Origin of the sequence: Georgenia daeguensis (assembly GCF_039537705.1) — a bacterium.
Classification (GTDB): Bacteria; Actinomycetota; Actinomycetes; order Actinomycetales; family Actinomycetaceae; genus Georgenia; species Georgenia daeguensis.
Genome location: NZ_BAABBA010000028.1, coordinates 1 through 24586, shown reverse-complemented (window position 1 = coordinate 24586; position 24586 = coordinate 1). Strand labels below are relative to the sequence as shown.

General features: G+C 73.1%; 27 protein-coding genes. 11 read left to right on the top strand and 16 right to left on the bottom strand.

The features are described 5' to 3' along the window. Positions 1 to 180 precede the first annotated feature (180 nt). On the top strand, positions 181 to 1203 hold the full coding sequence (ligD, locus tag ABD774_RS19060) for a non-homologous end-joining DNA ligase (RefSeq protein WP_345044795.1): 1023 nt from the start codon (positions 181 to 183) through the stop codon (positions 1201 to 1203). A 23-nt stretch (positions 1204 to 1226) separates the two neighbouring features. Here ligD and ABD774_RS19055 read toward each other — a convergent pair whose 3' ends face one another. The 3 genes from ABD774_RS19055 to ABD774_RS19045 form a co-directional block, all read right to left on the bottom strand. Continuing rightward, positions 1227 to 2288 (bottom strand): ATP-dependent DNA ligase, encoded by a 1062-nt coding sequence (locus ABD774_RS19055; RefSeq protein WP_486327345.1) that lies wholly within the window; start codon positions 2286 to 2288, stop codon positions 1227 to 1229. Between the two features lie 106 nt (positions 2289 to 2394). Next, positions 2395 to 2544 carry a methionine/alanine import family NSS transporter small subunit gene (locus tag ABD774_RS19050; protein WP_345044790.1) on the bottom strand — a complete coding sequence of 50 codons (150 nt, stop codon included), beginning with the start codon at positions 2542 to 2544 and terminating at the stop codon, positions 2395 to 2397. Next, the gene (locus ABD774_RS19045; RefSeq protein WP_345044788.1) at positions 2541 to 4130 is read right to left on the bottom strand and encodes a sodium-dependent transporter; all 1590 of its coding nucleotides are present in this window, start codon (positions 4128 to 4130) and stop codon (positions 2541 to 2543) included. Before ABD774_RS19045 ends, ABD774_RS19050 begins: the two co-directional genes overlap by 4 nt. A 249-nt stretch (positions 4131 to 4379) precedes the next feature. Here ABD774_RS19045 and ABD774_RS19040 point away from each other — a divergent pair, with 249 nt between their 5' ends. Beyond that, on the top strand, positions 4380 to 5585 hold the full coding sequence (locus ABD774_RS19040) for a cobalamin-independent methionine synthase II family protein (protein WP_345044785.1): 1206 nt from the start codon (positions 4380 to 4382) through the stop codon (positions 5583 to 5585). Between the two features lie 13 nt (positions 5586 to 5598). Here ABD774_RS19040 and ABD774_RS19035 read toward each other — a convergent pair whose 3' ends face one another. Then, positions 5599 to 6360 carry a glycoside hydrolase family 16 protein gene (locus ABD774_RS19035; protein WP_345044782.1) on the bottom strand — a complete coding sequence of 254 codons (762 nt, stop codon included), beginning with the start codon at positions 6358 to 6360 and terminating at the stop codon, positions 5599 to 5601. Positions 6361 to 6498: 138 nt separating this feature from the next. Between ABD774_RS19035 and deoD the strand changes: the two genes are divergently transcribed. The 3 genes from deoD to ABD774_RS19020 all read left to right on the top strand — a co-directional run bounded on the left by deoD (position 6499) and on the right by ABD774_RS19020 (position 8859). Next, positions 6499 to 7206: a purine-nucleoside phosphorylase gene (gene deoD / locus ABD774_RS19030; protein WP_345044779.1), complete on the top strand. Its 708-nt coding sequence runs from the start codon at positions 6499 to 6501 to the stop codon at positions 7204 to 7206. 137 nt (positions 7207 to 7343) lie between these two features. Next, positions 7344 to 8048, top strand: a complete 705-nt coding sequence (locus ABD774_RS19025; protein WP_345044776.1) for a hypothetical protein — start codon at positions 7344 to 7346, stop codon at positions 8046 to 8048. Between the two features lie 133 nt (positions 8049 to 8181). Further along, the gene (locus tag ABD774_RS19020; protein ID WP_345044774.1) at positions 8182 to 8859 is read left to right on the top strand and encodes a TetR/AcrR family transcriptional regulator; all 678 of its coding nucleotides are present in this window, start codon (positions 8182 to 8184) and stop codon (positions 8857 to 8859) included. A 94-nt stretch (positions 8860 to 8953) separates the two neighbouring features. On the opposite strand, the gene ABD774_RS19015 is transcribed toward ABD774_RS19020, so the two are convergent. The 8 genes from ABD774_RS19015 to ABD774_RS18980 all read right to left on the bottom strand — a co-directional run bounded on the left by ABD774_RS19015 (position 8954) and on the right by ABD774_RS18980 (position 15500). Beyond that, positions 8954 to 9859 (bottom strand): DNA-3-methyladenine glycosylase family protein, encoded by a 906-nt coding sequence (locus ABD774_RS19015; RefSeq protein WP_345044771.1) that lies wholly within the window; start codon positions 9857 to 9859, stop codon positions 8954 to 8956. Then, complete coding sequence (locus ABD774_RS19010; RefSeq protein WP_486327346.1) at positions 9856 to 10512, bottom strand: DNA-3-methyladenine glycosylase I; 657 nt, start codon at positions 10510 to 10512, stop codon at positions 9856 to 9858. The genes ABD774_RS19015 and ABD774_RS19010 overlap by 4 nt, the downstream gene beginning before the upstream one ends. 68 nt (positions 10513 to 10580) lie before the next feature. Then, positions 10581 to 11264, bottom strand: coding sequence for a methylated-DNA--[protein]-cysteine S-methyltransferase (locus tag ABD774_RS19005; RefSeq protein WP_345044769.1), 684 nt, complete (start codon positions 11262 to 11264; stop codon positions 10581 to 10583). Further along, positions 11261 to 11731 carry an RNA polymerase sigma factor gene (locus tag ABD774_RS19000; RefSeq protein ID WP_345044825.1) on the bottom strand — a complete coding sequence of 157 codons (471 nt, stop codon included), beginning with the start codon at positions 11729 to 11731 and terminating at the stop codon, positions 11261 to 11263. The genes ABD774_RS19005 and ABD774_RS19000 overlap by 4 nt, the downstream gene beginning before the upstream one ends. A gap of 120 nt (positions 11732 to 11851) precedes the next feature. Then, a complete protein-coding gene (locus tag ABD774_RS18995) occupies positions 11852 to 12439 on the bottom strand; it encodes a MarR family winged helix-turn-helix transcriptional regulator (protein ID WP_345044766.1) in 588 nt (195 codons plus the stop codon). A 41-nt stretch (positions 12440 to 12480) separates the two neighbouring features. After that, positions 12481 to 13125 carry a vitamin K epoxide reductase family protein gene (locus ABD774_RS18990; RefSeq protein ID WP_345044764.1) on the bottom strand — a complete coding sequence of 215 codons (645 nt, stop codon included), beginning with the start codon at positions 13123 to 13125 and terminating at the stop codon, positions 12481 to 12483. Positions 13126 to 13309: 184 nt separating this feature from the next. After that, the gene (locus tag ABD774_RS18985; protein WP_345044761.1) at positions 13310 to 14320 is read right to left on the bottom strand and encodes a cyclic nucleotide-binding domain-containing protein; all 1011 of its coding nucleotides are present in this window, start codon (positions 14318 to 14320) and stop codon (positions 13310 to 13312) included. A 181-nt stretch (positions 14321 to 14501) separates the two neighbouring features. Continuing rightward, positions 14502 to 15500, bottom strand: a complete 999-nt coding sequence (locus ABD774_RS18980; RefSeq protein WP_345044758.1) for an adenosine deaminase — start codon at positions 15498 to 15500, stop codon at positions 14502 to 14504. Between the two features lie 224 nt (positions 15501 to 15724). Here ABD774_RS18980 and ABD774_RS18975 point away from each other — a divergent pair, with 224 nt between their 5' ends. Together ABD774_RS18975 and ABD774_RS18970 are read left to right on the top strand one after the other, a co-directional pair. Continuing rightward, complete coding sequence (locus tag ABD774_RS18975; RefSeq protein ID WP_345044755.1) at positions 15725 to 16126, top strand: DUF485 domain-containing protein; 402 nt, start codon at positions 15725 to 15727, stop codon at positions 16124 to 16126. Further along, positions 16126 to 17709, top strand: coding sequence for a solute symporter family protein (locus ABD774_RS18970; protein ID WP_345044752.1), 1584 nt, complete (start codon positions 16126 to 16128; stop codon positions 17707 to 17709). The genes ABD774_RS18975 and ABD774_RS18970 overlap by 1 nt, the downstream gene beginning before the upstream one ends. An 82-nt stretch (positions 17710 to 17791) precedes the next feature. Here ABD774_RS18970 and ABD774_RS18965 read toward each other — a convergent pair whose 3' ends face one another. The 3 genes from ABD774_RS18965 to ABD774_RS18955 are packed head-to-tail and all read right to left on the bottom strand — an operon-like array spanning position 17792 to position 20184. Next, positions 17792 to 18766: an aldo/keto reductase gene (locus ABD774_RS18965; RefSeq protein ID WP_345044750.1), complete on the bottom strand. Its 975-nt coding sequence runs from the start codon at positions 18764 to 18766 to the stop codon at positions 17792 to 17794. A 54-nt stretch (positions 18767 to 18820) separates the two neighbouring features. Next, positions 18821 to 19390 carry an isopentenyl-diphosphate Delta-isomerase gene (idi, locus tag ABD774_RS18960; RefSeq protein WP_345044747.1) on the bottom strand — a complete coding sequence of 190 codons (570 nt, stop codon included), beginning with the start codon at positions 19388 to 19390 and terminating at the stop codon, positions 18821 to 18823. Continuing rightward, positions 19387 to 20184 (bottom strand): MBL fold metallo-hydrolase, encoded by a 798-nt coding sequence (locus ABD774_RS18955; protein WP_345044744.1) that lies wholly within the window; start codon positions 20182 to 20184, stop codon positions 19387 to 19389. The genes idi and ABD774_RS18955 overlap by 4 nt, the downstream gene beginning before the upstream one ends. Positions 20185 to 20251: 67 nt before the next feature. On the opposite strand from ABD774_RS18955, the gene ABD774_RS18950 reads away from it, so the two are divergent. From ABD774_RS18950 to ABD774_RS18935, 4 genes are all read left to right on the top strand, one after another. Beyond that, positions 20252 to 21295, top strand: a complete 1044-nt coding sequence (locus ABD774_RS18950; protein ID WP_345044742.1) for an ATP-binding cassette domain-containing protein — start codon at positions 20252 to 20254, stop codon at positions 21293 to 21295. Further along, a complete protein-coding gene (locus tag ABD774_RS18945) occupies positions 21292 to 22104 on the top strand; it encodes an ABC transporter permease (protein ID WP_345044739.1) in 813 nt (270 codons plus the stop codon). Before ABD774_RS18950 ends, ABD774_RS18945 begins: the two co-directional genes overlap by 4 nt. Beyond that, the gene (locus ABD774_RS18940; protein WP_345044737.1) at positions 22101 to 22760 is read left to right on the top strand and encodes a hypothetical protein; all 660 of its coding nucleotides are present in this window, start codon (positions 22101 to 22103) and stop codon (positions 22758 to 22760) included. The genes ABD774_RS18945 and ABD774_RS18940 overlap by 4 nt, the downstream gene beginning before the upstream one ends. Positions 22761 to 22907: 147 nt before the next feature. Further along, the gene (locus ABD774_RS18935) at positions 22908 to 23288 is read left to right on the top strand and encodes a VOC family protein (protein WP_345044823.1); all 381 of its coding nucleotides are present in this window, start codon (positions 22908 to 22910) and stop codon (positions 23286 to 23288) included. 82 nt (positions 23289 to 23370) lie between these two features. Here ABD774_RS18935 and ABD774_RS18930 read toward each other — a convergent pair whose 3' ends face one another. Continuing rightward, positions 23371 to 24447 (bottom strand): molybdopterin-dependent oxidoreductase, encoded by a 1077-nt coding sequence (locus ABD774_RS18930; protein ID WP_425554604.1) that lies wholly within the window; start codon positions 24445 to 24447, stop codon positions 23371 to 23373. Positions 24448 to 24586: the final 139 nt, after the last annotated feature.

The window sequence follows — 24586 nt, the reverse complement described above, 5'->3', positions numbered from 1 at the left end:
GCACGCCGATGGCAGGGGCCTGGGACAACAGTCACAAACGCGTGATCCCGGGAACTTTCCCGGCCCCGCCGGCGGACGGGCGGTGCGCCCGGTCGCCGGCCCGCCTCATCATGCCAGGCCGGGCGCCGGCGCGGCGCCGGGTTCACGCTCCGCGAGCGGCACCGGCACTACCCTCGGGCCATGGCGTCCAGCGCGAAGGTGATGGAGGTGCCCGGGCCGGACGGCCCGAGGCAGGTTCGGGTCTCCAGCCCGGACCGGGTCATGTGGCCGGACGACGGCGTGACCAAGTGGGAGCTGGCCCAGTACCTGGTGTCGGTCGGCGAGGGGCTGCTGCGCGCGGTGGCGGACCGGCCCGTCACCCTCCAGCGCTTCCCCGAGGGCGTGCAGGGCGAGGAGTTCTTCTCGAAGAACCCCCCGCGTGGCGTGCCGGAGTGGGCGCGCACCGTCGTGTGCACCTACCCCTCCGGGCGCCAGCACCCCCAGCTGGTGATCGACGAGCTCGCCACCGCCGTGTGGGCTGTGCAGATGAACACCGTGACCTTCCACCCCTGGCCGGTGCGCGCCGCGGACAACGACAATCCCGACGAGCTGCGCATCGACCTCGACCCGCAGCCCGGGCGCGGCTTCCCCGACGCCGTCGAGGCCGCGTTCGCCCTCAAGGAGCTCATGGAGGAGCTGGGGCTGACGCCGTGGGTGAAGACCTCCGGCAACCGGGGCGTGCACGTCTACGCCCGGGTCGAGCCCACCCACGAGTTCCTCGACGTGCGCCACGGCGTCATCGGCATCGCCCGCGAGCTCGAGCGGCGCCTCCCCGACCTCGTGACGACGGCGTGGTGGAAGGAGGAGCGCGGCGAGAAGGTGTTCGTCGACTTCAACCAGGCGAACCGGGACCGGACCATCGCCTCCGCCTACAGCCCGCGGCCGCTGCCCGGCGCCCCGGTCTCGATGCCGGTGGCGTGGGAGAGGCTGCGGGACGTCTCGCCGCGGGAGTTCACCGTGCGGACGGCGCCGGGGATCGTCGCCGCCGACGGCGACGCCTGGGCGGGCATGGAGCGGGCGGTCGGGCGCGTCGCGCCGGCGCTCGAGCTGTGGGAGCGCGACGTCGCCGCCGGCCTCGGGGAGCTGCCGTTCCCGCCCGAGTACCCCAAGATGCCGGGCGAGCCGCCGCGGGTGCAGCCGAGCCGCAAGCGCATGGAGGGATAGCCCCCAACGAGCGAGGCGCCCGGTCAGCGCTGCAGGACGTCGTCGAGGTCGTAGGCCAGCGGCCGCTCGATCTGCTCGAGGGTGCACGAGCGCGGGTCGCGATCGGGTCGCCACCGCAGGAACTGCGCCGAGTGCCGGAACCGGGCGCCCTCCAGCTGGTCGAACTTCACCTCGACCACCCGCTCCGGGCGCAGCCGCACGAAGCTGACGTCCTTGTTGGCGCTGAACCGGGAGCGGTCGGTCTCGCCGCGCACGACGTCGCCGCTCTCGTCACGCACCACCAGCTCGTCGAGCTCGGTCACGAGCTCCTTGCGGCGCTTGTCCGTGAACGCCGCGATGCCGCCGACGTTGAAGAGGTTCCCGCCGTCGTCGTACATGCCGAGGAGCAGAGACCCGACGCCGGAGCCGGACTTGTGGACCCGGTAGCCGACCAGCACGGCCTCGGCGGTGCGGGAGTGCTTGATCTTGAGCATCGTCCGCTTACCCGGCTCGTACGGGGCGCGCAGCGGCTTGGCGACGACGCCGTCGAGCCCGGCGCCCTCGAAGGTCGTGAACCACTCCTGGGCCACCGCCCGGTCGCGGGTCACGCGCGTGAGGTGCACGGGCGCGCCCGCGGCCAGGGACGACATGGCGTCCTCGAGACGCGCCCGGCGCCGGGTGAAGGGCTCACGCATGAGGTCCTCCTCGCCCAGGCAGAGCACGTCGAACGCCACGAGCTCCGCCGGCGTCTCGGCCGCCAGCTTCCTCACCCGGGACTCGGCGGGGTGGATCCGCTGGGACAGCGACTCCCAGTCGAGCCGCTGGTTCCCCGGCTGCCCGCGGCGCACCACGATCTCGCCGTCGACCGCGCAGCGCTCCGGCAGGTGCTCGAGCGCGGCCTCGACCATCTCCGGGAAGTACCGCGTGAGCGGCTTGCTGCCGCGACTGGCAAGCTCGACGTCGTCGCCGTCGCGCAGCACGATGCAGCGGAACCCGTCCCACTTGGGCTCGTAGGAGTACCCGCCCTCGACCGCGTCCTGGGCGGGGACCGCGGCGACGGCCTTGGCGAGCATCGGGGCGACGGGCAGCGCGATGGGGAGGTCCACGGGGCCCATCGTGGCGTGCCGGCCCCGGCGCCGCCACAGGCGCGCCGGGGCGTCACCGCCCCGGCGCGTGCGAGCGGATGACGGCTCGCGAGGAGCGGGGACGCCGTCAGAGGTGGTGGGCCTCCGGCTCGTCCAGGAAGTCGCCGTGCGTGTCCTCCTCCAGGGGGTGACGCATGAGGTAGACGACGGCGAGGACGAGCCCGCCCCACACGACCAGGATGGCGACGATCATCATGAGGATCGCGGTGGTGGTCATCGGCCGGCCTCCGGCTTCGTCGGTCCGCCCAGCCGCGCGGAGTCGGCCGCGAAGCCGGGGATGGGGTCAGGGGTGAAGTCGTCCACCGGTCTGCGCCAGCGGACGGCCGCGTAGACGAACGCGGCGAGGACCATCACGCCGACCGTGCCCCAGCCGACGACGTTGACGAAGGTCCAGGGGTAGTCGCCGTAGGGCTCGGTGAGCAGCTCCATCACGGTGGTGACGAGCATGTACGCCAGGGCGATCGGGACGACGACCCCGACGAGCACCCGCCACCACGTGCCGATGCGCGCCGTGGACACGAGGTTCAGGTGCGCCTGCAGCTCGGGCAGCTTGCGCAGCCCGAAGCCGGTGATGAGGCACATGAGGATCGCAGAGGTGACGACGCCGACCTCGTTGGTGTACTTGTCCACCGTGTCGAGCATGGCCAGGGACGAGGTGGTCGAGTACAGCGCCAGCGAGATAATCGCGCACAGCCCGCCGATGAGGACCGAGACCTGCACGCGGCTCAGTCCGAACTTCTCCTGGAAGGCGGCGGAGACCACCTGCATGATCGAGATCAGGGACGTGAAGCCGGCCAGCGTGAGCGAGACGAAGAACAGCACCCCGAAGATGGGGCCGCCCGGCATGAGGGAGATGATCTGCGGGAAGGTGATGAAGGAGAGCACCACGCCCGTGATGCCCTCGAGCTCTCCGACGGCGATGCCCTGCTGGAACGCCATGTAGCCGAGCGTGGCGAAGACGCCGATCCCGGCGAGCACCTCGAACGAGGAGTTGGCGAACGCCGCCACGTACGAGACCGGGACGAGGTTGGACCGGCGACGCAGGTAGCTCGAGTAGGTGAGCATGATGCCGAACGCGATCGACAGCGAGAAGAAGATCTGGCTGTACGCCGCGATCCACACGCCCGGGTCGGCGAGCGCCGCCCAGTTCGGGGTGAAGAAGGCGGTCAGGCCGTCCAGCGCGCCGGGCAGGAAGAGCGCGCGGACCACGAGGATCAGGAAGAGCACGACCAGCAGCGGCAGGAAGATCTTGTTCGCGCGCTCGATGCCACGGGCCACGCCGAGGGCGAGGATCACCAGGGTGACCAGCCAGAGCGCCAGCATCGGCCAGAAGATGCCGCCGACGACGTCGGTGGTGACGGTGGGCCCGGCGTCCTGGAGGAAGTCACCGACGAAGAAGCCGGCCGGGTCGTCGCCCCACGCGAGCGAGACGGAGAAGAAGGCGTAGCGGATCGCCCAGACGATGATGACCGTGTAGTAGGTGGCGATGACGAACGCGATGGCCACCTGGAACCAGCCGAGCGGCTCGAGCCGTTTGCCCAGGCGCCGGAAGACCGTCGGTGCCGAACCGCGGAAGCGGTGGCCGAGGGAGTAGTCGAGCAGCAGGACCGGCACGCCGGCCGTCAGCAGCGCGACGAGGTAGGGGATGAGGAACGCGCCGCCGCCGTTGTCGTAGGCGACGCCCGGGAAACGCCAGATGTTTCCCAGTCCGATCGCCGAACCGATCGCCGAGAGCAGGAAGCCGAGCTGGCCGGACCACTGCTCCCGGCCGACGTCGGTCGCTGGAGTACTCGCCATCGTCATCCCTCTCCGTCGGGGGTGCCGGGACCTTCCGGCTCCTCGGCCAGGCAGGTCCTGGTCGTGGACCAGGTGGCGGCGATGGTAGCGGAGGTCCCGCCGGACATCTTCAGTATCCACCTGCCGGGCGAGCCTGCCAGCCCTGTCCCACCGGTGACAACCGCGGGGCACCCGCCGCGCGTCGCGGACATCCTGACGACGACGACGCCGCCGCCCCGCCGCGGCGGCCCACGACGGGACGAGGGACGAGAATCCATGCTTCGCAGCACCGACCGCATCCAGACCACCCACGCCGGGTCCCTGCCCCGCACGCCGGAGCTCATCGCGGCGAACGCGGCCCGTGAGGCCGGCGGCGAGGCGGAGGGCTTCGCCGAGCTGCTGAGCACCGCGGTCACCGACCTCGTGCGGCGTCAGCTCGACCTCGGCATCACGGTGGTCGGCGACGGCGAGTTCGGGAAGTCGATGAGCTCGCCGGTGGACTACGGCGCCTGGTGGTCCTACTCCTTCCAGCGGACCGGCGGCCTGGAGATCGACGGTGACGACGCGTGGGCGACCGAGAAGTTGTTGTCCTCCCCCGGCGACGTCCGCCTGACCGGGTTCCTCCACCGCCGGGACCGGCAGCGCTTCGCCGAGGCCTACGCGGACCCCGACTCGGGCATCTTCACCGGCGGACCCAAGCCGTTCCCGAGCGTCACCGGCCCGCTGACCTACACCGGCCAGGACGCGATCGCCCAGGACACCGCCAACCTGCGGGCCGCGCTGGACGCCACGGGCGCGCAGGAGGGCTTCATCACGGCCCTCTCCCCCGGCAGCGCCTCCCGCATCACGAACACGTACTACGGCACCGACGAGGAGCTGCTCCTCGCCTGGGCCGACGTGCTGCACGAGGAGTACAAGGCGGTGATCGACGCCGGGCTGGTGCTCCAGATCGACGACCCGTCGATCGCGGAGAACTTCGACCAGATCGAGCCCGAGCCGACCGTGGAGGACTACGTCGCCTTCACCCGGCTGCGGGTCGACGCTCTCAACCACGCGCTGCGGGGACTGCCGCAGGACCGCATCCGGTTCCACCTGTGCTGGGGATCCTGGCACGGCCCGCACACCACGGACCTGCCGATGAAGGACATCGTGCGGACCATGCTCACGATCGACGCCGGCGCGTACTCCTTCGAGGCGGGCAACGTCCGCCACGAGCACGAGTACAAGGTCTGGGACGACGTGGCCCTTCCCGAGGGCAAGCTCATTCTGCCCGGCGTCGTCTCGCACGCCACCAACGTGGTGGAGCACCCCGAGCTGGTCGCGGACCGCATCGAGCGGTTCGCGCTGCGGGTCGGGCGCGAGAACGTCGTCGCCTCGACCGACTGCGGGCTGGGCGGCCGGATCCACCCCCAGATCGCCGTCGCCAAGCTCGAGACGCTCGCGCAGGGGGCCGAGCTCGCAACGCGGCGCCTCTGGCACTGACCCGGCGGGCGCGTCAGGACCGGCGCGCCCGCACGCGGTCGACCACGAGAGCCGGCACCACGCCGTTCGGGGGGTCCGCCCCCGGGAAGTCGAACACGGCGAGCATCATCTGCACCGGGTAGTCCGGCGGGCCCAGGCACGAACGCACGAGGGTGCCGTCCACCAGGAAGTCCGCCCGGCCGGACCGCCAGTCGACGGCGTAGGTGTGGAAGGCGGCGACGTCGATCGGCAGGCGCACCGCCTCGAAGTCCTCGCTCACGGCCGGGTCCCGGAACGGGTGCAGCCCCATGCCGACGGCGGCGGACTCCCCCGGCTGCACCGTGGAGCCGAAGATCTCCGCGACGCAGATCTCCGCCGACCGCTCGGGCCGGTCCTCGAGGCCGACGAGCCAGCACGCCACCATGGACAGCGGGGTCAGCACCGCACGGGCACGCACCTCGATGCGCCCGTGGTGCGGCGTCCAGCCCCAGAACGGCTCCTGCTCCTCCCGCACCCTGAGGCCGGCCCGGTACGGCTGCTGCCCGACGGTGCTGCCCAGCGGACCCGAGCAGTTCCCCGACTGCAGCGCGGAGACCCGCATGGGCGGGTGGTCCCCCGGGCACCACAGGCGCTGGCCCGGCGGGATCGTCAGGTGCACGCAGGACTCGGCGACGTCGTAGGTCGCGGCGCTCTCCTCCCGCGAGCTCCACGCGGGAAGGTAGTGCGGCAACCACACCGTGCGGTCGAGGCGCGAACCGTCGAAGTCGTCCTCGAAGTCGGGCCGGTGGTCGGTCACACGTCCAGGATGCACACCTCCGCCGGCTCGTGCGCAGGGGCGCGGTACCGCCATCTCGTGCGTACAGGCCGGTCGGCACGCACGGGCGCCGGCCCGTGGGAGCATGGACGACGCCACCCCGGACCCGAGGAGAACCGCATGCCCACCCCGCACATCACCGCCGAGAAGGGCGACTTCGCCCCCGCCGTCCTCATGCCGGGCGACCCCCGCAGGGCGGAGCGGATCGCCGCCCAGCTCATGCCGGACGCCCGGAAGGTGTCCGACGTGCGCGGGATCGGCGCCTACACGGGCACGGTGAACGGGAAGCCGCTGTCGGTCATGGCGTCCGGGATGGGGATGCCGTCGCTGGGCATCTACGCCAACGAGCTGTACCGCGAGTACGACGTGCAGCGCATCATCCGGGTCGGGACCGCCGGCGGGCTCTCGCCCAGGGTGAAGGTGGGCGACGTCGTCATCGCCCTCGGAGCCCACACCGACTCGGCCATGAACACCACCCGCATCCCGGGGATCCACTTCTCCGCCGTCGCCTCGTACCCGCTCGTCGCCGCCGCGGTCGCTGCGGCCGGGGGCGCCGGCGACGTCCATGTGGCACCGGTGGTCTCCCGGGATCACTTCTACGGCAACCCCGCCCAGCAGATCCAGGCGCTGGCGGACTACGGCACGCTCGGGGTGGAGATGGAGGCGGCGGGCCTGTACGGCGTCGCCGCGGAGCACGGGCGCGAGGCCCTTGCGGTCCTGACCATCTCGGACCACCTGCTCGACGGGTCCCGCGACATGACCGCCGAGGAGCGGGAGAACAACTTCCAGCGCGCCCTGACGCTGGCGGTGGCCGCCGCGCACTGCTGAGCCTCGCACCCGGCACTGACACACCACGCTCCCGCTCGTCAAGCCGCCGCGCCGTCACCACCCGCGTAACCCGTTGCGCGCCCGGGTGGGGTGGCGCATGCTTGTGTGACGATCACTCCAGAGTGGGAGCAGAGGTCATGGACACCGATCACGACATCCTGCCGATGCTCGGGCGGGGCAAGCACCGTAACCCGCGCAAGGGAGCCTGCTTCATGGAGCTGGCCTCCTATCTCGCGGGCGAGCGGTGGAGCGACCGTCCCGCATGCACGCACCGCCTGCTGGCGCACCTGGCACGGCTGGTCAACGACTGCACGTCGGACGCCGCGCGGCCCCTGCTGGCCCCGCTCATCCCCTCGGTCATCGGGCTCACGAGCACGGACCCGCGCTGGGACCACGAGATCGCGCTCCTCACCGCGACCACGGCGCTGCCGGTCGTCGCCGAGGAGACCCAGCGATCCCTCGCCGTCGGCGCGCTGAGCGTGGACCGCATGCTGGCCGCCACCGACGGGCGCGACCCGGACACCCTGCGCACCTCCACGGAGTGGGCGCTGGCCGACGCGCCGCTGGCCGCCGAGTGGGCCCGCCGGTTCATCCGCCAGGGCGTGGTGGGGCCGGTGCGCTTCCACCCCGGTCCGGTCATCCTCGACTTCGCGGTCCCGGGCATCGCCACGGCGTGCATCCCCGACGCCGACGAGCGCCTGCGCCGGCTGCTGACCGAGGCCATCGCCATCTGCCGGGAGCTGTCCGGCAGGGGCACGCGCTGGGACACCGTCGCGGGTGCTCCGGAGCGGCTCGCCCCGGAGCAGTGGCACGGCGTCGTGGCGCCCGCCAAGGTCGGCTGACCACCCCCGCTCGCCGCCTCACCCTCCGCCAGCGAGGACGGTCCGGTTTTCACCCCGACGTCGTCCTCGAACGCTCTTTTGTGCCCAACCGTCGCGGGTAATGTCCCAGTCCTGACGGAGGGAGGCGAGCAAAATGACAGAGCAGTCAGCGCCCGTCGAGTCGCACGCAACGGCGCACGCCGAGAACCACACGCCGACCCCTGTACGCCGCGGTCCCGGGCGTCCTCGGCACGCGGACACCGAGGAGCGCGCCTACCGCGCCGTGCTCGAGCTGTTCGGCCACCGTGGCTGGGCGGGTCTGAGCCTGGACGGCGTCGCTACCCACGCGGGCATCGGGAAGTCCTCGATCTACCTGCGGTGGAAGGACAAGCGGGACCTTCTCCTGGACGCCCTGCGGGACCTGGAGAACCGGTACGTCAACCCCGAGGAGACCGAGGGGATGTCGCTGCGCGACTACCTCGTCGCCCACGCCAAGGCCCGGGCGAACCTCTACCTCGGTGAGCACGGTCCCGCGATCTCGCACCTGTACTCCGCGGCGCTCGCCAACCCCGAGGAGTTCCAGGAGATCCGCCAGGAACGGATCAGCAAGGGTGTGCTCTCCCTGGAGGACCGCGTCGACCGCGCCGTCCGCGAGGGCGAGCTGCCGAAGGACACGCCGACGCGCCAGTTCCTCGACGCGATCGAGGGCGCGATCCTCATCCACGTGCTGATCAGCTCCCCCGACACGCTCGAGGACCTGCGGGCCAAGACGGACGACTACGTCACCACGCTCGTCGACATGCAGCTGCGCGGGGTGGGCGCCTCCGTCTGACGCGTCCGCACCGTTCCTGGGGCCGCGGCCTCTTCGGAGACTGCGATCCCCTTCGGGGACTGCGGCTCCCCAGAGACCGCGGCCTCGGCGGCGACTACGGGCTCTCCGTTGCGGCCTGTCTCAGGGCGCCGGCTCCCTCGCGTGCCGGCGCCTGCAGGTAGGCCGCCGCCGTCCACAGGTGCGTGACCGCATAGGCGCGCACCGGCCGCCAGGCCTCCGCGGCGACGGTGACCTCGCGCGCCGTCATGCCCAGGGCCCGCCGCAGCACGAGGTCACCGGCCGGCAGCGCGTCGCGGTCGCCCAGCACCCGCAGGGCCAGGTAGTCGGCCGTCCACGGGCCGATGCCCGGCAGCGCGAGCAGCCGGCGGCGCACCTCGCTGTCGTCGCCGCCCGGTGCGATCGCGAAGCCCTCCGCGCACACCGTCGCCAGCGCGTGGACGGTGCGCGCCCGGGCGCCCGTGACGCCAACCTCCCGTCGGACGTGCTCGGGGCCGGCCGCGGCCAGCACCTCCGGTGACGGGAACGCCGCGAGCGAGTCGCGGACGGGGGTGCCGAACGCGGCGACCAACCGGCCGGCGAACGTGCGCGCGGCCGCCAGCGAGACCTGCTGGCCGAGCACGGTGGTCACGGCGGCCTCGAACCCGTCGACGTGACCGAGGACCCGCAGGCCCGGCCGGGCGCCGACCAGCGGCGCCAGCCGGTGGTCGGCGGCCAGGTGCTTCGTGACCTCGGCGGGGTCCGCGTCGAGGTCGAGCCAGCGCCGCACGAGCGCCATGACCTCCTCCTCGTCGGCCGGGTGGGCGAGGTCCAGGTCCGCCTCCGCACGGTCCGCCGCCAGCCGGGCCGTCACCACGGCCGGTCCGGACGGCGCTGGCACGGCGCGGGTCACGGTCGAGGCGTCGACGTCGACCACCTCCGCACCGGGCGCGGCGTGCGCCGCCAGCGACGCGAGGGCGGGGCCGACGGCGTACGGCGCCGTCAGGGGAAGACGGACCCTCACGCCCGGGTGCCGTCGGGCTTCCACAGCCCCGAGACGCCACGCCGGTGCGATCCGACCAGGTGGGTGTCGACGATGCCGATCGCCTCCATCAGGGCATGCATCGTGGTGGGACCGACGAACGCGAACCCGCGGCGGCGAAGCTCCTTCGACAGAGCCACGGACTCCGGCGTCCGGCTCGGCACCTCGTCCATGGTGCGCGGCAGGGGCGTCGTCTCGGGGCGGAAGGACCACACCAGCGCCTCGAGGCCGCCGTCCTCGCGCAGCTCCAGCGTGGCGCGGGCGTTGGTGCGGGTGGCGAGGATCTTCGCGCGGTTGCGGATGATGCGGGGCTCCCCCATGAGCCGCTCGACGTCCTCGTCCGTCAGGGCGGCCACCGCGTCGGGGTCGAAGTCGTGGAAGAGCTCACGGAACGCGGGACGTTTGCGCAGGATCGTCGCCCACGACAGCCCCGCCTGGAACGCCTCCAGGCTGAGTCGCTCGAACACCGCCCGCTCGCCCACGACCGGGACACCCCACTCGGTGTCGTAGTACTCGCGCATCAGCGGGTCGGTGGCCGCCCAGGCCGGCCGCGACAGGCCGTCGGGGCAAACGACGACGCCTGACGTGCCGGGGTCCGGCGTCACCGCATCGGTCGCGCCGGGGTCCGCCGTCACCGCCACGGTCGCGCCGGGGTCCGCAGTCACCGCTTCGGTCGCGCTCGCGTCCACCGCCTGCCGGGCGTTCACGCCGCACGCTCCAGCTCGAGCAGCGTGCGCTTGGCGTCGAGGCCGCCGAGGTACCCGCCGAGCGTGCCGTCGGCACGCAGGACCCGGTGGCACGGCACCACGAGCGGGACCGGGTTGGTGGCGCAGGCGGTCGCCGCGGCGCGCACCGCACGCGGACGTCCGGACGCGGTCGCGAGCTCCGTGTACGTCACCGTCCGGCCGTAGGCCACGTCGGTGAGGTGGTCCAGGACCTCCCGACGGAACCCGGCGGTGAGCCGGAGGTCGAGGGGGACGTCGAAGGAGCGGCGGCGCCCGGCGAAGTACTCGTCGAGCTCGTGGGCGACGACGTCGAGCCGGTGCGGCGCATGCAGGATCCTCGGGCTGACCGTGAGTGCGATGCGGTCGAGGACGGCGTCGTGGCCCTCGACGTCGAAGGCGACCCGAAGAAGCCCGGCCGGGGTGGCGGCGAGCAGCAGCTCCCCCACCGGGCTCTCCAGCGTGCGGAAGGCGACGTCGAGCAGGTCCTCCTCCGCGGCCCGGGCGGCGAGCCGGCCGTGCAGCCGGGCGAGGTCCTCCGGGGAGACGTCGTGCAGGCCCGTGAGCACGTCGGCCTCGGCCTCGCTCGGCGCGTCGCCCCCGGGCGAGGTGGTCGCGGACTCGTTCGGCGCGCCGCCGAGGGTCGTGGGTCCGGTGGTGGTCATCGTCGAGCCTCCAGTGTCTTGCGCAGGTGCTTGATCCCGTCGGCGGCCGCTCGCCGCGCCGCGGGCTCGGTGCCGCCGACCACGGCGGCGACCTCGGCGTAGGGCAGTCCCGCCAGGTGGTGGAAGGCGATCGCCGCACGCTGTCGCTCGGTCAGCGCCCGCATGGCCTCCCAGAGGTCGTCGTGCGCCTCGGGCTCCGGACCGCTCGCCGCCGTCGCCGGGACGTCCGCGACCGGGACGGCGAGCCGCCCCCGGGCCCGGTGCAGATCGACGGCCTTGCGCCGCGCGATGGTGACCAGCCACGCCTCCACGTTCGCGCCGTCGTCGAGGCGCGGGTACGCCCGGAGCGCGGCGAGGAAGGTCTCGGACCAGACGTCGTCGGCGTCCACCGGCCCGGCGAGGGCGCGGCACACCCTCAGCACGGCTGCGCCGTGGTCGCGGACGACGTGCTCGAACGGCTTCACGATGGGTAGACGCTCCGGGTGGCGAGGATGTGAGGTGCTGACCCGAATGATCACACGAGGCGCGGCGTCGTCCGCGCCGTCCTCCACAGGCCCTCAGCCGTCGGAGCCGTCACCCACAGGCTCTCAGGAGACGTCGGTGAGCACGGCCGGCGCCAGCTCGGGGCGCCGCGCCGTGACCTGGGCAGGGTCCAGCGCGTCGGCCATGCTGCGCACCGCGTCCCTCATCCGGTCGGCCCCCACCTCGTCCAGGCTGCCGACGACGGCGTCGAGAAGCCGGACCTGGAGGGCTTCCGCCTGCTCGAGCGTGACCCTGCCGGTCTCGGTCACGTGCACCAGGCGCGGCCGACCGCCTCCCCGGGCGAGCGGGTGGTGGTGACGGTCGAGCAGTCCGCGGGCGCAGAGGCCCTCCACCGTGGCCTCCGCCGCGGCGTCCGCCTGGCCGGTGCGGCGTGCGACGGCTCGCGGGTGATCGGCTCCCTGGGCGACGGCGGAGAGTGCCTGCAGCTCACCGAGGCGCAGGCCGGTGAGTCGTTCGATCGCCCGCGAGATCTGCTCCTGGGACCGCGTCATCGTGGTCATCCGCTCGACGAGGTCGAGGGTCTGCGCGAGGTCCTCCCCGGGCTCGGCGCGCTGGACGGCGGCTCGGGCGCGGCGGGCGGCGGCCGGGTCGACGTCGATGGGGCGGCCAGGATCGAGTGCTGCATCAGTCACGCCCGGTTAAACGACGAACCACGGCACGGTGTTCCGCAGCTCTAGAAGATCGCCGCCTGGTACTTCAGCAGGATGGCGGCCGCGAGCAGGACGAACCAGACCACCTCGAGGGCGTAGTCGGCCCCCATGCGCAGCCACGCGCACGCCCGCTCGTGCAGCGCCGGCGGCAGACCGAAGGTGTTGTCCACGATGTTCACGCGCAGCAGCGAGGTGAAGACCGTCGTGGTGGACACCGTCACCAGCAGGCACCAGGGGCACAGCGAGCCGATCACGAAGAAGGACTGGGCGAAGAGCCAGTACGCGAACCCGAAGCCGATGAGGTAGACCACCTGGGCTGCGTTCATGAACCACCGGGGGAAGCGCACGCCACCGAGCGCGGCCACCGCGAGGGTGATGACGACGGGCTCGGCGATCAGGCCGAGGAAGGCGTTGGGGAATCCCAGCACGCTCGCCTGCCAGGCCTGCGCCACCGTGCCGCACGAGATCGCGGAGTTGATGTTGCAGGCGAGGGCCACGTCCGGGTCGGCCGCCAGGCGCACGGCGTCGATCGAGAGCACCAGCGAGGCGACGAGGCTGACGAGGGAGGACAGGAGCATCACGACGAACGCGTTGCGGCGCGATCTCTCGCTCCGCTCCCGGCTCTCGTCGAGCAGGTCGGGGGCGTAGCTCGTTGCCGGTGGTGTCATCGCGGTGTCCCGGGGGTCGAAGGGTCGTGGCGCACCGGGGCGGCCCGGCGGGGCGGACGGGGCCGGAGGGACGGCCCCGTCCGTCTTGTACGAATCGTCCACCGCCCGCTGGTTTCTCCGCCGGGACGTTCGTCCCCGCGGGCCCGCGGGAGGCGGACGCGTCCGGCGCCGTCGCGGCGGCGCGTCAGCCGTCCTCGCGCCGGTGCAGTTCGGCGACGGCGCGCAGCTTCTCGACGTCGAGCGTCTCGGCGCCCGCGACGGCGAGCCGCACGGGCGTGACGGCGGTCAGCGTCGAGGTGCGCAGGCCGCCCTCGAGGACGGCCCGTTCCCCGAGCACCGCACCGGGGCCGACCTGGGCGACCTTCTGGCCGTCGACGGCGACGTCGAGCACGCCGTCGAGCACGAGGTAGATCTCCTCCCCCGGTTCCCCCTGGGTGGTGATGGTGGTCCCCGCCGGGGCGCGACGGATCTCCGGGCGCGCACCGCCGCGCATGATGCCCTCGGAGAGCTGACGCTCGAGAGCGGTCTCGGCCGCGACGACGAGGGCCTCGGAGTCCTGATCGCCCCAGGGGGTGCGGGGGCCGAAGGAGTGCGCCATCCAGCTGTCCAGGTCCGTCAGGCCGCTCTTGAGCGCGAGCCTGCCGTCCGGGCCGTAGACCCAGTGCCTCGGGAACACGCTGGCACCGGGCATCGCGATCTCGGTGCTGCCGTCGGCGCGCAGGGTCAGGGCGAGGGTCGTCCACACGATCGGCGCCTGCCAGAGCACGAACGGCGCATGCAGGACGGGCCGGGGCAGCGGCACGCCGGTGCGGCCGCCGACGGTCTGCGTGAAGTGGACGCTGCCGTGCTCGACGACCGGCTCCTGCTGCAGCACCGGCAGCGAGTAGCCGCCGAACGTCGCCCCGACGCTCGCCACCCGCACGGTGGTCGAGCCCATCACGATGCCGGAGTCGGGCGCGAAGCCCCACTCGAGCGGGGCACCGAGCTCGTCGAACTCCGCCCAGGCGCTGAGGTGGTTGACGAACCGGAAACGGTCATCCGAACGTAGGCGGTGGACCTCCTCGAGGCCGGCGAGGGTGTCCACAGGCGGGTTGTCGTAGTGGGCCAGCCCGACGTCGAACCCCGCCTTGAGCCAGCCGCTCACCGAGTCCGACGGGATCCACGACAACGACAGCATGCTCGACTCGACCCGCATCGGGACCTCCTGGTCAGCGTCAGTGCCAGCTCCGGTCATTCAACACGACGGGTCGGGTGCGGACCAGGGTCTTCGGGCCCGGGCCCGTCCGGAGGCCGCCGGTCAGGGAGCCTGCGGGCCCGGGGCGTCGGGACCACCGGCCCGGCGCGCCCGGGCACCACGGCGACGCGCGGGCTCGCGGTCAGTCGCGTGCGACGAGCGTGCGGTGCCAGGCAGTGACCTCGGCGCCGAGCTCCGCCCGTCGGGCGTCGTCGACGAACGCCGCCTCCACACCGTTGCGGGCCAGCGTGTGCAGCTCGTCCGGGCCGAGATCAAGGGTCTGGGCGACCTGCCGGAGGTTCTCGTCGAGGTACCCGCCGAAGTAGGCAGGGTCGTCGGAGTTGACGGTGACCACCAGGCCGGCGTCGAGCATCGCCCGCAGCGGGTGGTCGGCAAGGGTGTCCACGACCCGCAGCCGCACGTTGGACAGGGGGCAGACCGTCAGCGGCACCCGGTCGCGGGCCAGGCGGGCCACCAGCGCAGGGTCTTCCATGGCGCGCACCCCGTGGTCCACGCGCTCGACGTGGAGGATGTCGAGCGCGTCCACGACGTTCTGCGGCGGCCCCTCCTCGCCGGCGTGGGCCACGACGTGCAGCCCGCTGGCCCTGGCCAGGTCGAACGCCGGCGCGAACTCCGAGGCGTGGCTGGTCAGCTCGGTGGAGCACAGGCCCACGCCGAGCAGCGGCGCGTCCAGGGCGAGCAGCTCGCGCAGCGTGGCGAGCGCGTCGGCGCCGGGCAGGTGACGCAGGAAGGTGACGATGAGTCCGCTGGTCAGACCGTGCTCCCCGCTGCGCGCGAGGGCCGAGGTCACGCCGTCGACCACCTCGGCGGCCGGGATGCCGCGGCCGGTGTGCGCCTGGACGTCGAGGAACACCTCGGCGTGCCGGACCCCCGCGTCCCGGGCGCGGAGCAGGTACGCCGTCGTCAGGTCGTGGAAGTCCTCGGCGGTGCGCAGCACCGCCATGTTGGCGTAGTAGAGGTCGAGGAAGCTCTGGAGATCGACGAAGGAGTACCGCGAGCGCAGGTCGTCCAGGTCCGCGTACGGCAGCTCGACGCGGTTGCGCTCGGCGAGAGCCAGGATCATCTCCGGCTCCAGGGTTCCCTCGAGGTGGACGTGGAGCTCGACGGCAGGCATCTGCATCCGCACAGTATGGCGGCGGCGAGCGCCGCACCGTGGAGAATCGCCGACGCCGCGGGCGGCACACCCACCACGGCGCGAACCAGGAGGACCCGGACAAAGCCCCGACCAGCCGGACGATGTCCGGCCGAAAGTGCTCCGTGCGGTCGTGGACGCGGGCCCCCGCAGCAGGTACGTTGACGCCGACTCACACCGCTGTGACCCACGACACACCGCCTGGAGGCCCGATGTCAGCGCACGATCCCGAGTCTCACCTGCCCCCTCACCACAACCCGCTCCCCGAGCTCGGCGAGCCGGCCCAGGGCGGGTACCGCATCACGACGGCGGAGGAGTTCGTCGCGGCGCAGAGCTCGGCCGAGTTCGCCGAGCTGCGGCGGAAGTTCCGCACCTTCGCGTTCCCGTGGACCGTGGCGTTCCTCGTCTGGTACTTCGCCTACGTGCTGCTCTCGACGTACGCGGAGGAGCTCATGTCGACCCCGGTCGTGGGGAACATCAACGTGGGCCTGCTGATGGGCCTCGCGCAGTTCGCCACGACGTTCCTGCTCACGTGGCTCTACGTCCGCCACGCGAACCGCAACCTTGACCCCCTCGCGTCGAAGATGCGGGCCGAGCTGGAGGGAGACGCCTGATGGACGTCGGCAACCCGTTCCTCAACATCGCGATCTTCCTCGCGTTCGTCGTCGTCACGCTGGTCATCGTCGTCCGGGTCTCGAAGCAGAACACCTCCGTGGGCGACTTCTACCACGGCGGCCGGTCCTTCACCGGCCGCCAGAACGGCATCGCCATCGCCGGCGACTACCTCTCCGCGGCGTCCTTCCTGGGCATCGTGGGCGCGGTCGCGCTCTACGGCTACGACGGCCTGCTGTACTCCATCGGCTTCCTCGTCGCCTGGCTCGTCGCCCTGCTGCTCGTCGCGGAGCCGCTGCGCAACACCGGCAAGTACACGATGGCCGACGTGCTGAGCTTCCGGATGCGGCAGCGGCCGGTGCGCACCGCCGCGGCCACCTCGACCCTCGCGGTGTCGTTCTTCTACCTGCTGGCGCAGATGGCCGGCGCGGGCGGGCTCGTCGCCCTCCTGCTCGGTATCGACGGCAAGTTCGGCCAGGGCCTGGTCATCGCCGTCGTCGGCGCCCTGATGATCCTCTACGTGCTGATCGGCGGGATGAAGGGCACCACCTGGGTCCAGATCATCAAGGCGGTGCTGCTCATCATCGGCGCCGGCCTGATGACCGTGTGGGTCCTGGCCCTGAACGGCATGAACCTCTCGGCCGTCATCGGCGACGCGATCGCCGTCCACCCGGAGGGGGCGCGGATCGCCGAGCCGATGCTGCAGTACGGCGCCTCGGAGACCTCCAAGCTGGGCTTCGTCTCCCTGGCGATCGCGCTGGTCTTCGGCGCCGCCGGCCTGCCGCACGTGCTGATGCGCTTCTACACCGTGCCCACCGCCAAGGAGGCGCGGCGGTCGGTCAGCTGGGCGATCGGCCTCATCGGCGCGTTCTACCTCTTCACCCTGGTGCTGGGGTTCGGGGCCGCCTACCTGGTCGGCGCCGAGGCCATCCTCGCCGCGCCGGGCGCGGCCAACTCCGCGGCGCCGGCGCTCGCCTACGAGCTGGGCGGGACACTGCTGCTCGGTGTGATCGCCGCCGTCGCCTTCGCGACGATCCTCGCCGTCGTCGCGGGCCTGACGATCACCGCGTCGGCGTCCTTCGCGCACGACATCTACAACGGCGTGCTCAAGCACGGAGAGGCCGACCCGGAGCAGGAGGTCAAGGTCGCCCGCCGCACCGCGGTGACCATCGGCGCCATCTCGATCCTGGGCGGGGTGCTCGCCAACGGGCAGAACGTGGCCTTCCTGGTCTCGCTCGCGTTCGCGATCGCGGCGAGCGCGAACCTCCCCTCGATCCTGTACTCGCTGTACTGGAAGCGGTTCAACACCCGCGGGTCGGTGTGGAGCATCTACGGCGGCCTGGTGTCCGCCCTCGTCCTGATCGTCTTCTCCCCCGTGGTGACGGGTTCGGAGACGGCGATGATCTCGAGCATCGACATCGCCTGGTTCCCGCTGTCCAACCCCGCGATCGTCTCGGTGCCGCTCGGGTTCTTCCTCGGCTGGCTGGGGTCGGTGACGTCGAAGGAGCACGACGCCGTGAAGCAGGCGGAGATGGAGGTCCGGTCGATGACGGGAGCCGGTGCCGAGAAGGCGGTCATGCACTGACCGCCGTCCTGCACCGACCGGGCTGACCCCGGACCCCGCAGGGGCGGGCGGCCGCGAGGCCGCCCGCCCTTCGCCGTCCCCGTCAGAAGAGCGCCACCCTCGGCACCCGCGGGAAGAGCGCGTCGAGCGTCGCCTCGTCCTCGGGCGTGGGCACCCAGGAGACCGCGGCGGCGTTCTGGCGCACCTGCTCCGGCGTGGTGGCCCCGGCGATGACGCTGGCGACGGCGGGGCAGGAGGCGAGCCAGGAGAACGCCACCTCGACCTCGGTCAGGCCGCGCTCGCGCGCGAAGTCCCCGAACTGCCGCAGCTGGTCGTAGTCGGCGCGCTCGAGCAGCTCCTGGCGGGAGCGGGTCAGCCGGCTGCCTGCCGGCGCGGTGCCACCGCTGTACTTGCCGGTCAGCAGGCCGTTGGCGAGCGGGAAGTACGGCAGCACGCCGAGCCCGTAGCGCTCGGCCGCCGGCACCACCTCGAGCTCGGCACGGCGGTCGAGCAGGTTGTAGTGGTTCTGCGCCGAGACGAACGGGGTCCAGCCGCCCTCCCGCGCCACGTGGGCCGCCTCGGCGATCTGCCACCCCGCCCGGTTGGAGTGCCCGACGTAGCGGACCTTCCCCGAGGTCACGAGGGTGTCGAGCGCGGCGAGCGTCTCCTCGACCGGGGTGAGCGGGTCGGGCGTGTGGAACTGGTAGAGGTCGATCCAGTCCGTGCCCAGGCGCCGCAGCGACGCCTCGACGGCGGTGACGATGTAGCGGCGCGAGCCGCGGGCGCCGAAGTCCGGGCCGTTCGCCCCGCGCATGTCCATGCCGAACTTGGTCGCCACGATCGCCTCGTCGCGCCGGCCGGCCAGCGCCCGCCCGAGCAGCCGCTCGCTCAGGCCGGGCTCCTTGCCGTAGGTGTCGGCGGTGTCGAAGAGGGTGATGCCGGCGTCGAGGGCGGCGTGGACGACGGCGGTCGCCCCCTCCGCGGACTCCGTCGCCGCGCCCGCCCGGCCGAGGTTGTTGCAGCCGAGGCCGACGACGGAGACGGTCAGGCCGGAGCGGCCGAGTCGTGTGTGGTCCATGCTCCGACCCTAGGGAACACGGCCCGTCGCGGACCAAACGGTCCCGCGTCCGTCTCACCGCGGCGCGAGGAGCTCCGCAAGACGGGGGTCGGCGAGCTGGGACACCAGCCAGGGGCTGAACGCCCAGGGCGCGGCCGTGACGGCGGCGAGGAGATCCTCGGGGCGGACCCAGCGGTGCTCGGCGACCTCCGTCGGGTCGGGGCGCGGCTCCGCCAGCGCACGCGCGGTGTGCACGGGGCAGATCTCGTTCTCGACGATGCCGGAGGCGTCGACCGCGCGGTAGCGGAAGTCCGGCAGGACCGCCGCGGGCTCGCTGATCTCCACGCCGAGCTCGTGCCGACCGCGGCGGCGCACCGCGTCCGTCATCGCCTCCCCGGGCGCGGGGTGGCCGCAGAACGCGTTGGTCCACACGCCCGGCCACGTGATCTTGGTCAGGGCGCGGCGGGTGACCAGGACGCGTCCGGCGTCGTCGAAGAGGTGGCAGGAGAACGCCAGATGGAGCGGGGTGTCGCGGGTGTGCACGAGCGCCTTGTCCGCGGTGCCGACGGCGGTGCCGTCCTCCGCCAGCAGCACCACCTCCTCCGCGGGCGCCCGTCGCGCCGTCGCCGTGGTCAGGTCGGTCATCCCGGCTCCCGGTCCAGGACGATGCCGAGATGGTCCAGCTGGGCCCGCACGCTCATCGTCGCCGCCCGGCGCCGGTCCGCGCCCAGGTGCGTGCCGTACACGGCGGTGACGAGCTCGTCGACGTCGTCCGCCCCGCCCTCGACGGCGGACCGGATCTCCTGCAGGCGCGTCAGCCGGTGCTGCCGGAGCCCGGAGAGGACGCCGGCGGGGTCGTCCACGGCGGGGCCGTGCCCGGGGGCGATCCGGGAGACGAGCCCCTCGCGCACCGCCGCGGCGAGCCGGTCGAGGCTGCGCAGGTAGTCCGTGAGGTTCCCGTCCGGCCAGGCCAGCACGCTCGTGCCGCGGCCGAGCACCGTGTCCCCGGTCAGGAGCAGGCCGTCGGCACGAAGAAGGAAGGACACGGAGTCGGCGGTGTGGCCCGGCGTGGCCAGCACCTCCACCGACAGGTCTGCGAGGTCCACCCGTTCCCCGTCGGCGAGGGCCCCGTGGCCGCCGCCCCGGACCGGGGCGCCCGTTGGCCCGGCGATCGCCTCGGCCGCGCCCGCGTGGTCGCGGTGGTGGTGGGTGAGCAGGACGAGGGCGACCCGTCCGCCGTCGGCGGCCGCGGCCTGAAGGACCCGCGAGACGTGGCCGTCGTCGGCCGGGCCGGGATCCACCACCACCACGTCGCTGCCGCCCGGGGCACGCAGCAGCCAGGTGTTGGTGCCCTCGAGGGTCATGACGCCCGGGTTCGGCGCGAGGACGCAGGTGGCCCGCTCGCTCAGCGGTCCCCCCGTCCAGGTCGTGGCGCTCATGGCGTCAGGGTATCCGGCACCGGAAAACTCCTGGGCAGCCCGCGGCGGCGCGCGTACCTTCGACGTTGTGAGCCACGCCATCCAGGCCGTCGGCCTGGCCAAGCGGTACGGAGAGGTCGTCGCCCTCGACGACGTGAGCCTCGAGGTCCCCGCGGGCACCGTCCTGGGTCTGCTCGGGCCCAACGGCGCCGGGAAGACCACCTGCATCCGCATCCTGACCACGCTTCTGCGCGCCGACGCCGGCGAGGCCCGGGTGGCCGGCGCGGACGTGCGGCGGGAACCCGGGCTGGTCCGGGAGCGGATCGGCGTGTCGGGGCAGTACGCGGCGGTGGACGAGTACCTCACCGGCTTCGAGAACCTCGACATGATCGGCCAGCTCTACCACCTGGGGCGGCGCCGCTCGCGCGAGCGGGCGCGGGAGCTCCTCGCCAAGTTCCGGCTCGAGGACGCGGCTGACCGGCCCACCAAGACCTACTCCGGCGGTATGCGCCGGCGTCTCGACCTTGCCGGGGCGCTCGTGGCGGACCCGCCGGTGCTCTTTCTCGACGAGCCCACCACCGGGCTGGACCCACGGTCGCGGCTGGACATGTGGGAGGTGATCCAGACCCTGGTGGGGGGCGGGACCACGGTGCTGCTGACCACGCAGTACCTGGAGGAGGCCGACCAGCTGGCCGACGACATCCTGGTGATCGACCACGGCCGCACGATCGCCCGCGGCTCGGCCGACCAGCTCAAGCGCCAGGTCGGCGGCGAGCGGCTGGAGATCGTGATGACCGACGTCACGGAGCTGGCCCGGGCGCGCCGGCTCCTGGAGCCGCTGGCCACCGGGCCGGTGACCCAGGACGAACGGACCCGCCTGCTCGTGCTGCCCACCGCCGGGGGCACCGGGCCGCTGGTGGACGCCCTGCACCTCCTCGACGACGCCCGCCTCTCGGTCGACGACATCGGCGTGCGGCGTCCCACCCTCGACGACGTCTTCCTGGCGCTCACCGGTCACGCGGCCGTGGACGGCGCGGAGGCCGACGGCGCCGCCGCGCCGCTCGCCGGGCAGGACGGCCGCCCGGGCGAGCACCGGCGCCACGCCCGCGAGACCGCGAGGGAGTCGCGATGAGCCTGCGCACCGCCGTGAACGACGGCCGTGTGGTCGCGCGGCGCAACCTCATCAAGATCAAGCGGGTGCCGGACCTGCTCGTCTTCACGACCCTGCAGCCGATCATGTTCGTGCTGCTCTTCGCGTACGTCTTCGGCGGGGCGATCGACGCCGAGAGCGGCGGTGCCGCCTACCGGGAGTTCCTCATCGCCGGGATCTTCGCGCAGACGGTGGTCTTCGGGGCGACCATCACCGGGGCCGCCCTGGCCGACGACATCAAGAAGGGGATCATCGACCGGTTCCGCTCGCTGCCGATGTCCGGCTCCGCGGTGCTCGTGGGGCGCACGCTCGCCGACGCCGTCAACAACGTCCTCGTGCTGGTGGTCATGGGGCTCACCGGCCTGCTCGTGGGGTGGCGGATCCGCACCTCCGTGCCCGAGGCGCTGCTCGGCTTCTTCCTGCTGCTGCTCTTCGCCTACGCGATCTCCTGGCTCATGGCGTGGATCGGGATGCTGGTCCCGACCCCGGAGGTGGTCAACAACGCGGCCTTCATCGTGATCTTCCCGCTCACGTTCGTCGCGAACACCTTCGTCCCGCTCGACTCCCTCCCCGGGCCGCTGCAGACGTTCGCGGAGTGGAACCCGGTGTCCGCGGTCACCCAGGCCGCCCGGGACAACTTCGGCAACCCCGACCCGAACCCGCTCGCGCCCGAGCCGACGTCCTGGGCGCTGCAGAACCCGGAGCTCTACACCGTCCTGTGGGCCGGGGTGTTCCTGCTGATCTTCGTCCCGCTCGCCACCTGGCAGTACCGGCGGTCGGCGAGCCGATGAGGCGGTCGCAGAGGCTGCTGCGCTGGGTCGGCCTGTGCGCGGCGGCGGAGGCGGTCGGGATGACCGCGGCCGCGGCGGCCGCACGCGTCGCGACGTCCGTGGCCGACGGCCGGGCGGGCGTCGCGGGCGCCTGGGGCGTCGTCGTGCTCGGCGGGCTGGTCGAGGGGACGGCGATCGGGCTCGCCCAGGCGGCGGCGCTCAGGCCCTCCGTGCGCCGGCTGCGTGCGGGCCGGTTCGTCCTGGTCACCGTGGCGGTCGCCGGGCTCGGCTGGGCCGCCGCCTCGGCCCCCGCCGTGCTGGCCCAGGACGACGGCGGAGCCGCGCCGTCCGTGGCCGTCGTGGTGGGCGGGGCCGCCGCCCTGGGTCTCGCGATGGGGGCGGTGCTCGGTGCGGCGCAGGCCTGGGTGATCCGGGGCGCCGCGGCGCGGGGCGCGGCGCCCAGGGCGGCCGTGGCGCACCCGTGGCGGTGGATCGGGGTCAGCGCGCTGGCCTGGGCACCGGCGATGGTGGTGATCTTCGCCGGCGCGCAGTCGGCCCCGGCGCACTGGTCCGCGGGAGCGGTGGCCCTCCTGGGCACCGCCACGGGAGCGCTCGCGGGCGCCGCGCTCGGGGCGGTCTGCGGGGCGCTGGTGCCCGTCCTGGACGACCGGAGCTGACGTCACGGGGTGGGCGTGCCAGCCCCACCACCGGAAAATCGGTTCACCCGCGCCGGCTCGCTCGGTACGGTCGAAGGAATCATGTCGCTGCGGGGGACGACGCGGTTCTGGCCTCCCGCGGTTCCCCGGCTGGAGGGCAGGTTCGTCATGGCGTGCCGTATCGGTGAGCTCGTGCTCGGCTGTCGCGACCCCGAGCTGCTCGCGCGGTTCTGGTGCGAGGTCCTCGACTTCGTCGTGCTCGATCGTGAGGACGGCGAATATGTGGAGATCGGGCCGCGCGAGGGGTTCGGTGGTCCCCAGCCGACGATCATCCTCAGTCGCAGGGACGAGCCGGAGAAGGGAAGGTCCCGGCTGCACATCGACGTCAACGCCACCGACCGCGATCAGGACGCCGAGCTCGAACGCCTCCTGGACATCGGGGCTCGCCCGGCCGACATCGGTCAGACGGGCGAGGAGCCGTGGCACGTCCTGGCCGACCCCGAGGGCAACGAGTTCTGCCTGCTCCGGGCCCGCCTCGCGCCCCTCTGACTCGCACAGGTCGCTCGGTCGCCGTTGCCTCGGACGCCACGGCGGGTGACACTCGGCGAGGGCGGCGGACGGAGCGGGCCCGCTACCCCTCCACCCGGACCTCCACCCGGTGCAGCCCCGTGGCGCCGTCGGGTGCCGGCGGCCGGCGCTGACTCGTCTGGACGATGCCGTCGAGCCCCGTGGCCCGGACCTCGATCGCGTGGTCGCCGGCGGGTGCGTCCCAGCGGTAGAACCACTGCCGCCAGGTGTCCACGCTGACCAGGTCCGCGAGCTCGGCCGGCTGCCAGTCGCCGTCGTCGATCCGCACCTCGACCTTGCCGATGCCCGTGTGCTGCGCCCAGGCCACGCCCGCCACCATCACCTCGCCGGCCCGAGGGGCCCGGCCGGGTCGTGGGACGTCGATGCGCGAGGCGATCTTCACCGGTGCCTTCTCCGACCAGCCCCGGGTGCTCCAGTAGGCGACGTCGTCGGCGAACCTGGTGACCTTCAGCTCGCTGACCCACTTCGTGGCAGAGACGTAGCCGTAGAGGCCGGGCACCACGAGGCGCACCGGGTAGCCGTGCTCGGGCGGCAGCGGCTCGCCGTTCATGGCGACGGCGAGCAGGGCGTCACGCTCGTCGGTGAGGACCTCGAGCGGGGTCGAGGCCGTGAAGCCGTCGACGCTGCGGGAGAGCACCATGTCCGCCCCGGGGGCCACGCCGGCCCGGGCCAGTACCTCGCGCACCGGCAGGCCGAGCCAGAGCGCGTTCCCCACGAGGTCGCCGCCCACGTTGTTCGACACGCAGCACAGCGTCACCCAGGCCTCGACGAGGTCCTCGCCGAGCAGGTCGTCCAGGCTCAGGGTCACCTCGCGCTCGACGAGGCCGTGGACCCGCAGCGTCCAGGTGGCGGGGTCCACCCGGGGGACGACGAAGGCGGTGTCGATCCGGTAGAACTCGCCGTTGGGCGTGCGGAAGGGAGCGAGCCCGTCGATCTTGAGGTCGGCGGCGGCCGGCAGCGGAGGTGCGGGGCTCGCCGGGGCCGGCAGGGCGATGGGCGGTGTCGGCGTGCGGACGCCCGCCACCCGGGAGACGGTGGCCCCCGCCAGGGCGACCCCGGCCACGGCGCCCGCGCCGATCAGCAGACGTCGGCGGTCCAGCGGGCGGGGCCCCGTCGGCATCTCCGGACCCGTCGGTCCGTGGGCGGCCGCACGTCGGCCCGACGTGGCCGCGGCCCAGCCGCCCGACGTCGTCGCGGTCGACCCGCAGGACGTCGGCGCGGCGGCCGCCGTCGCCGCGGCCCCGTGCTCCGCCGTCGCC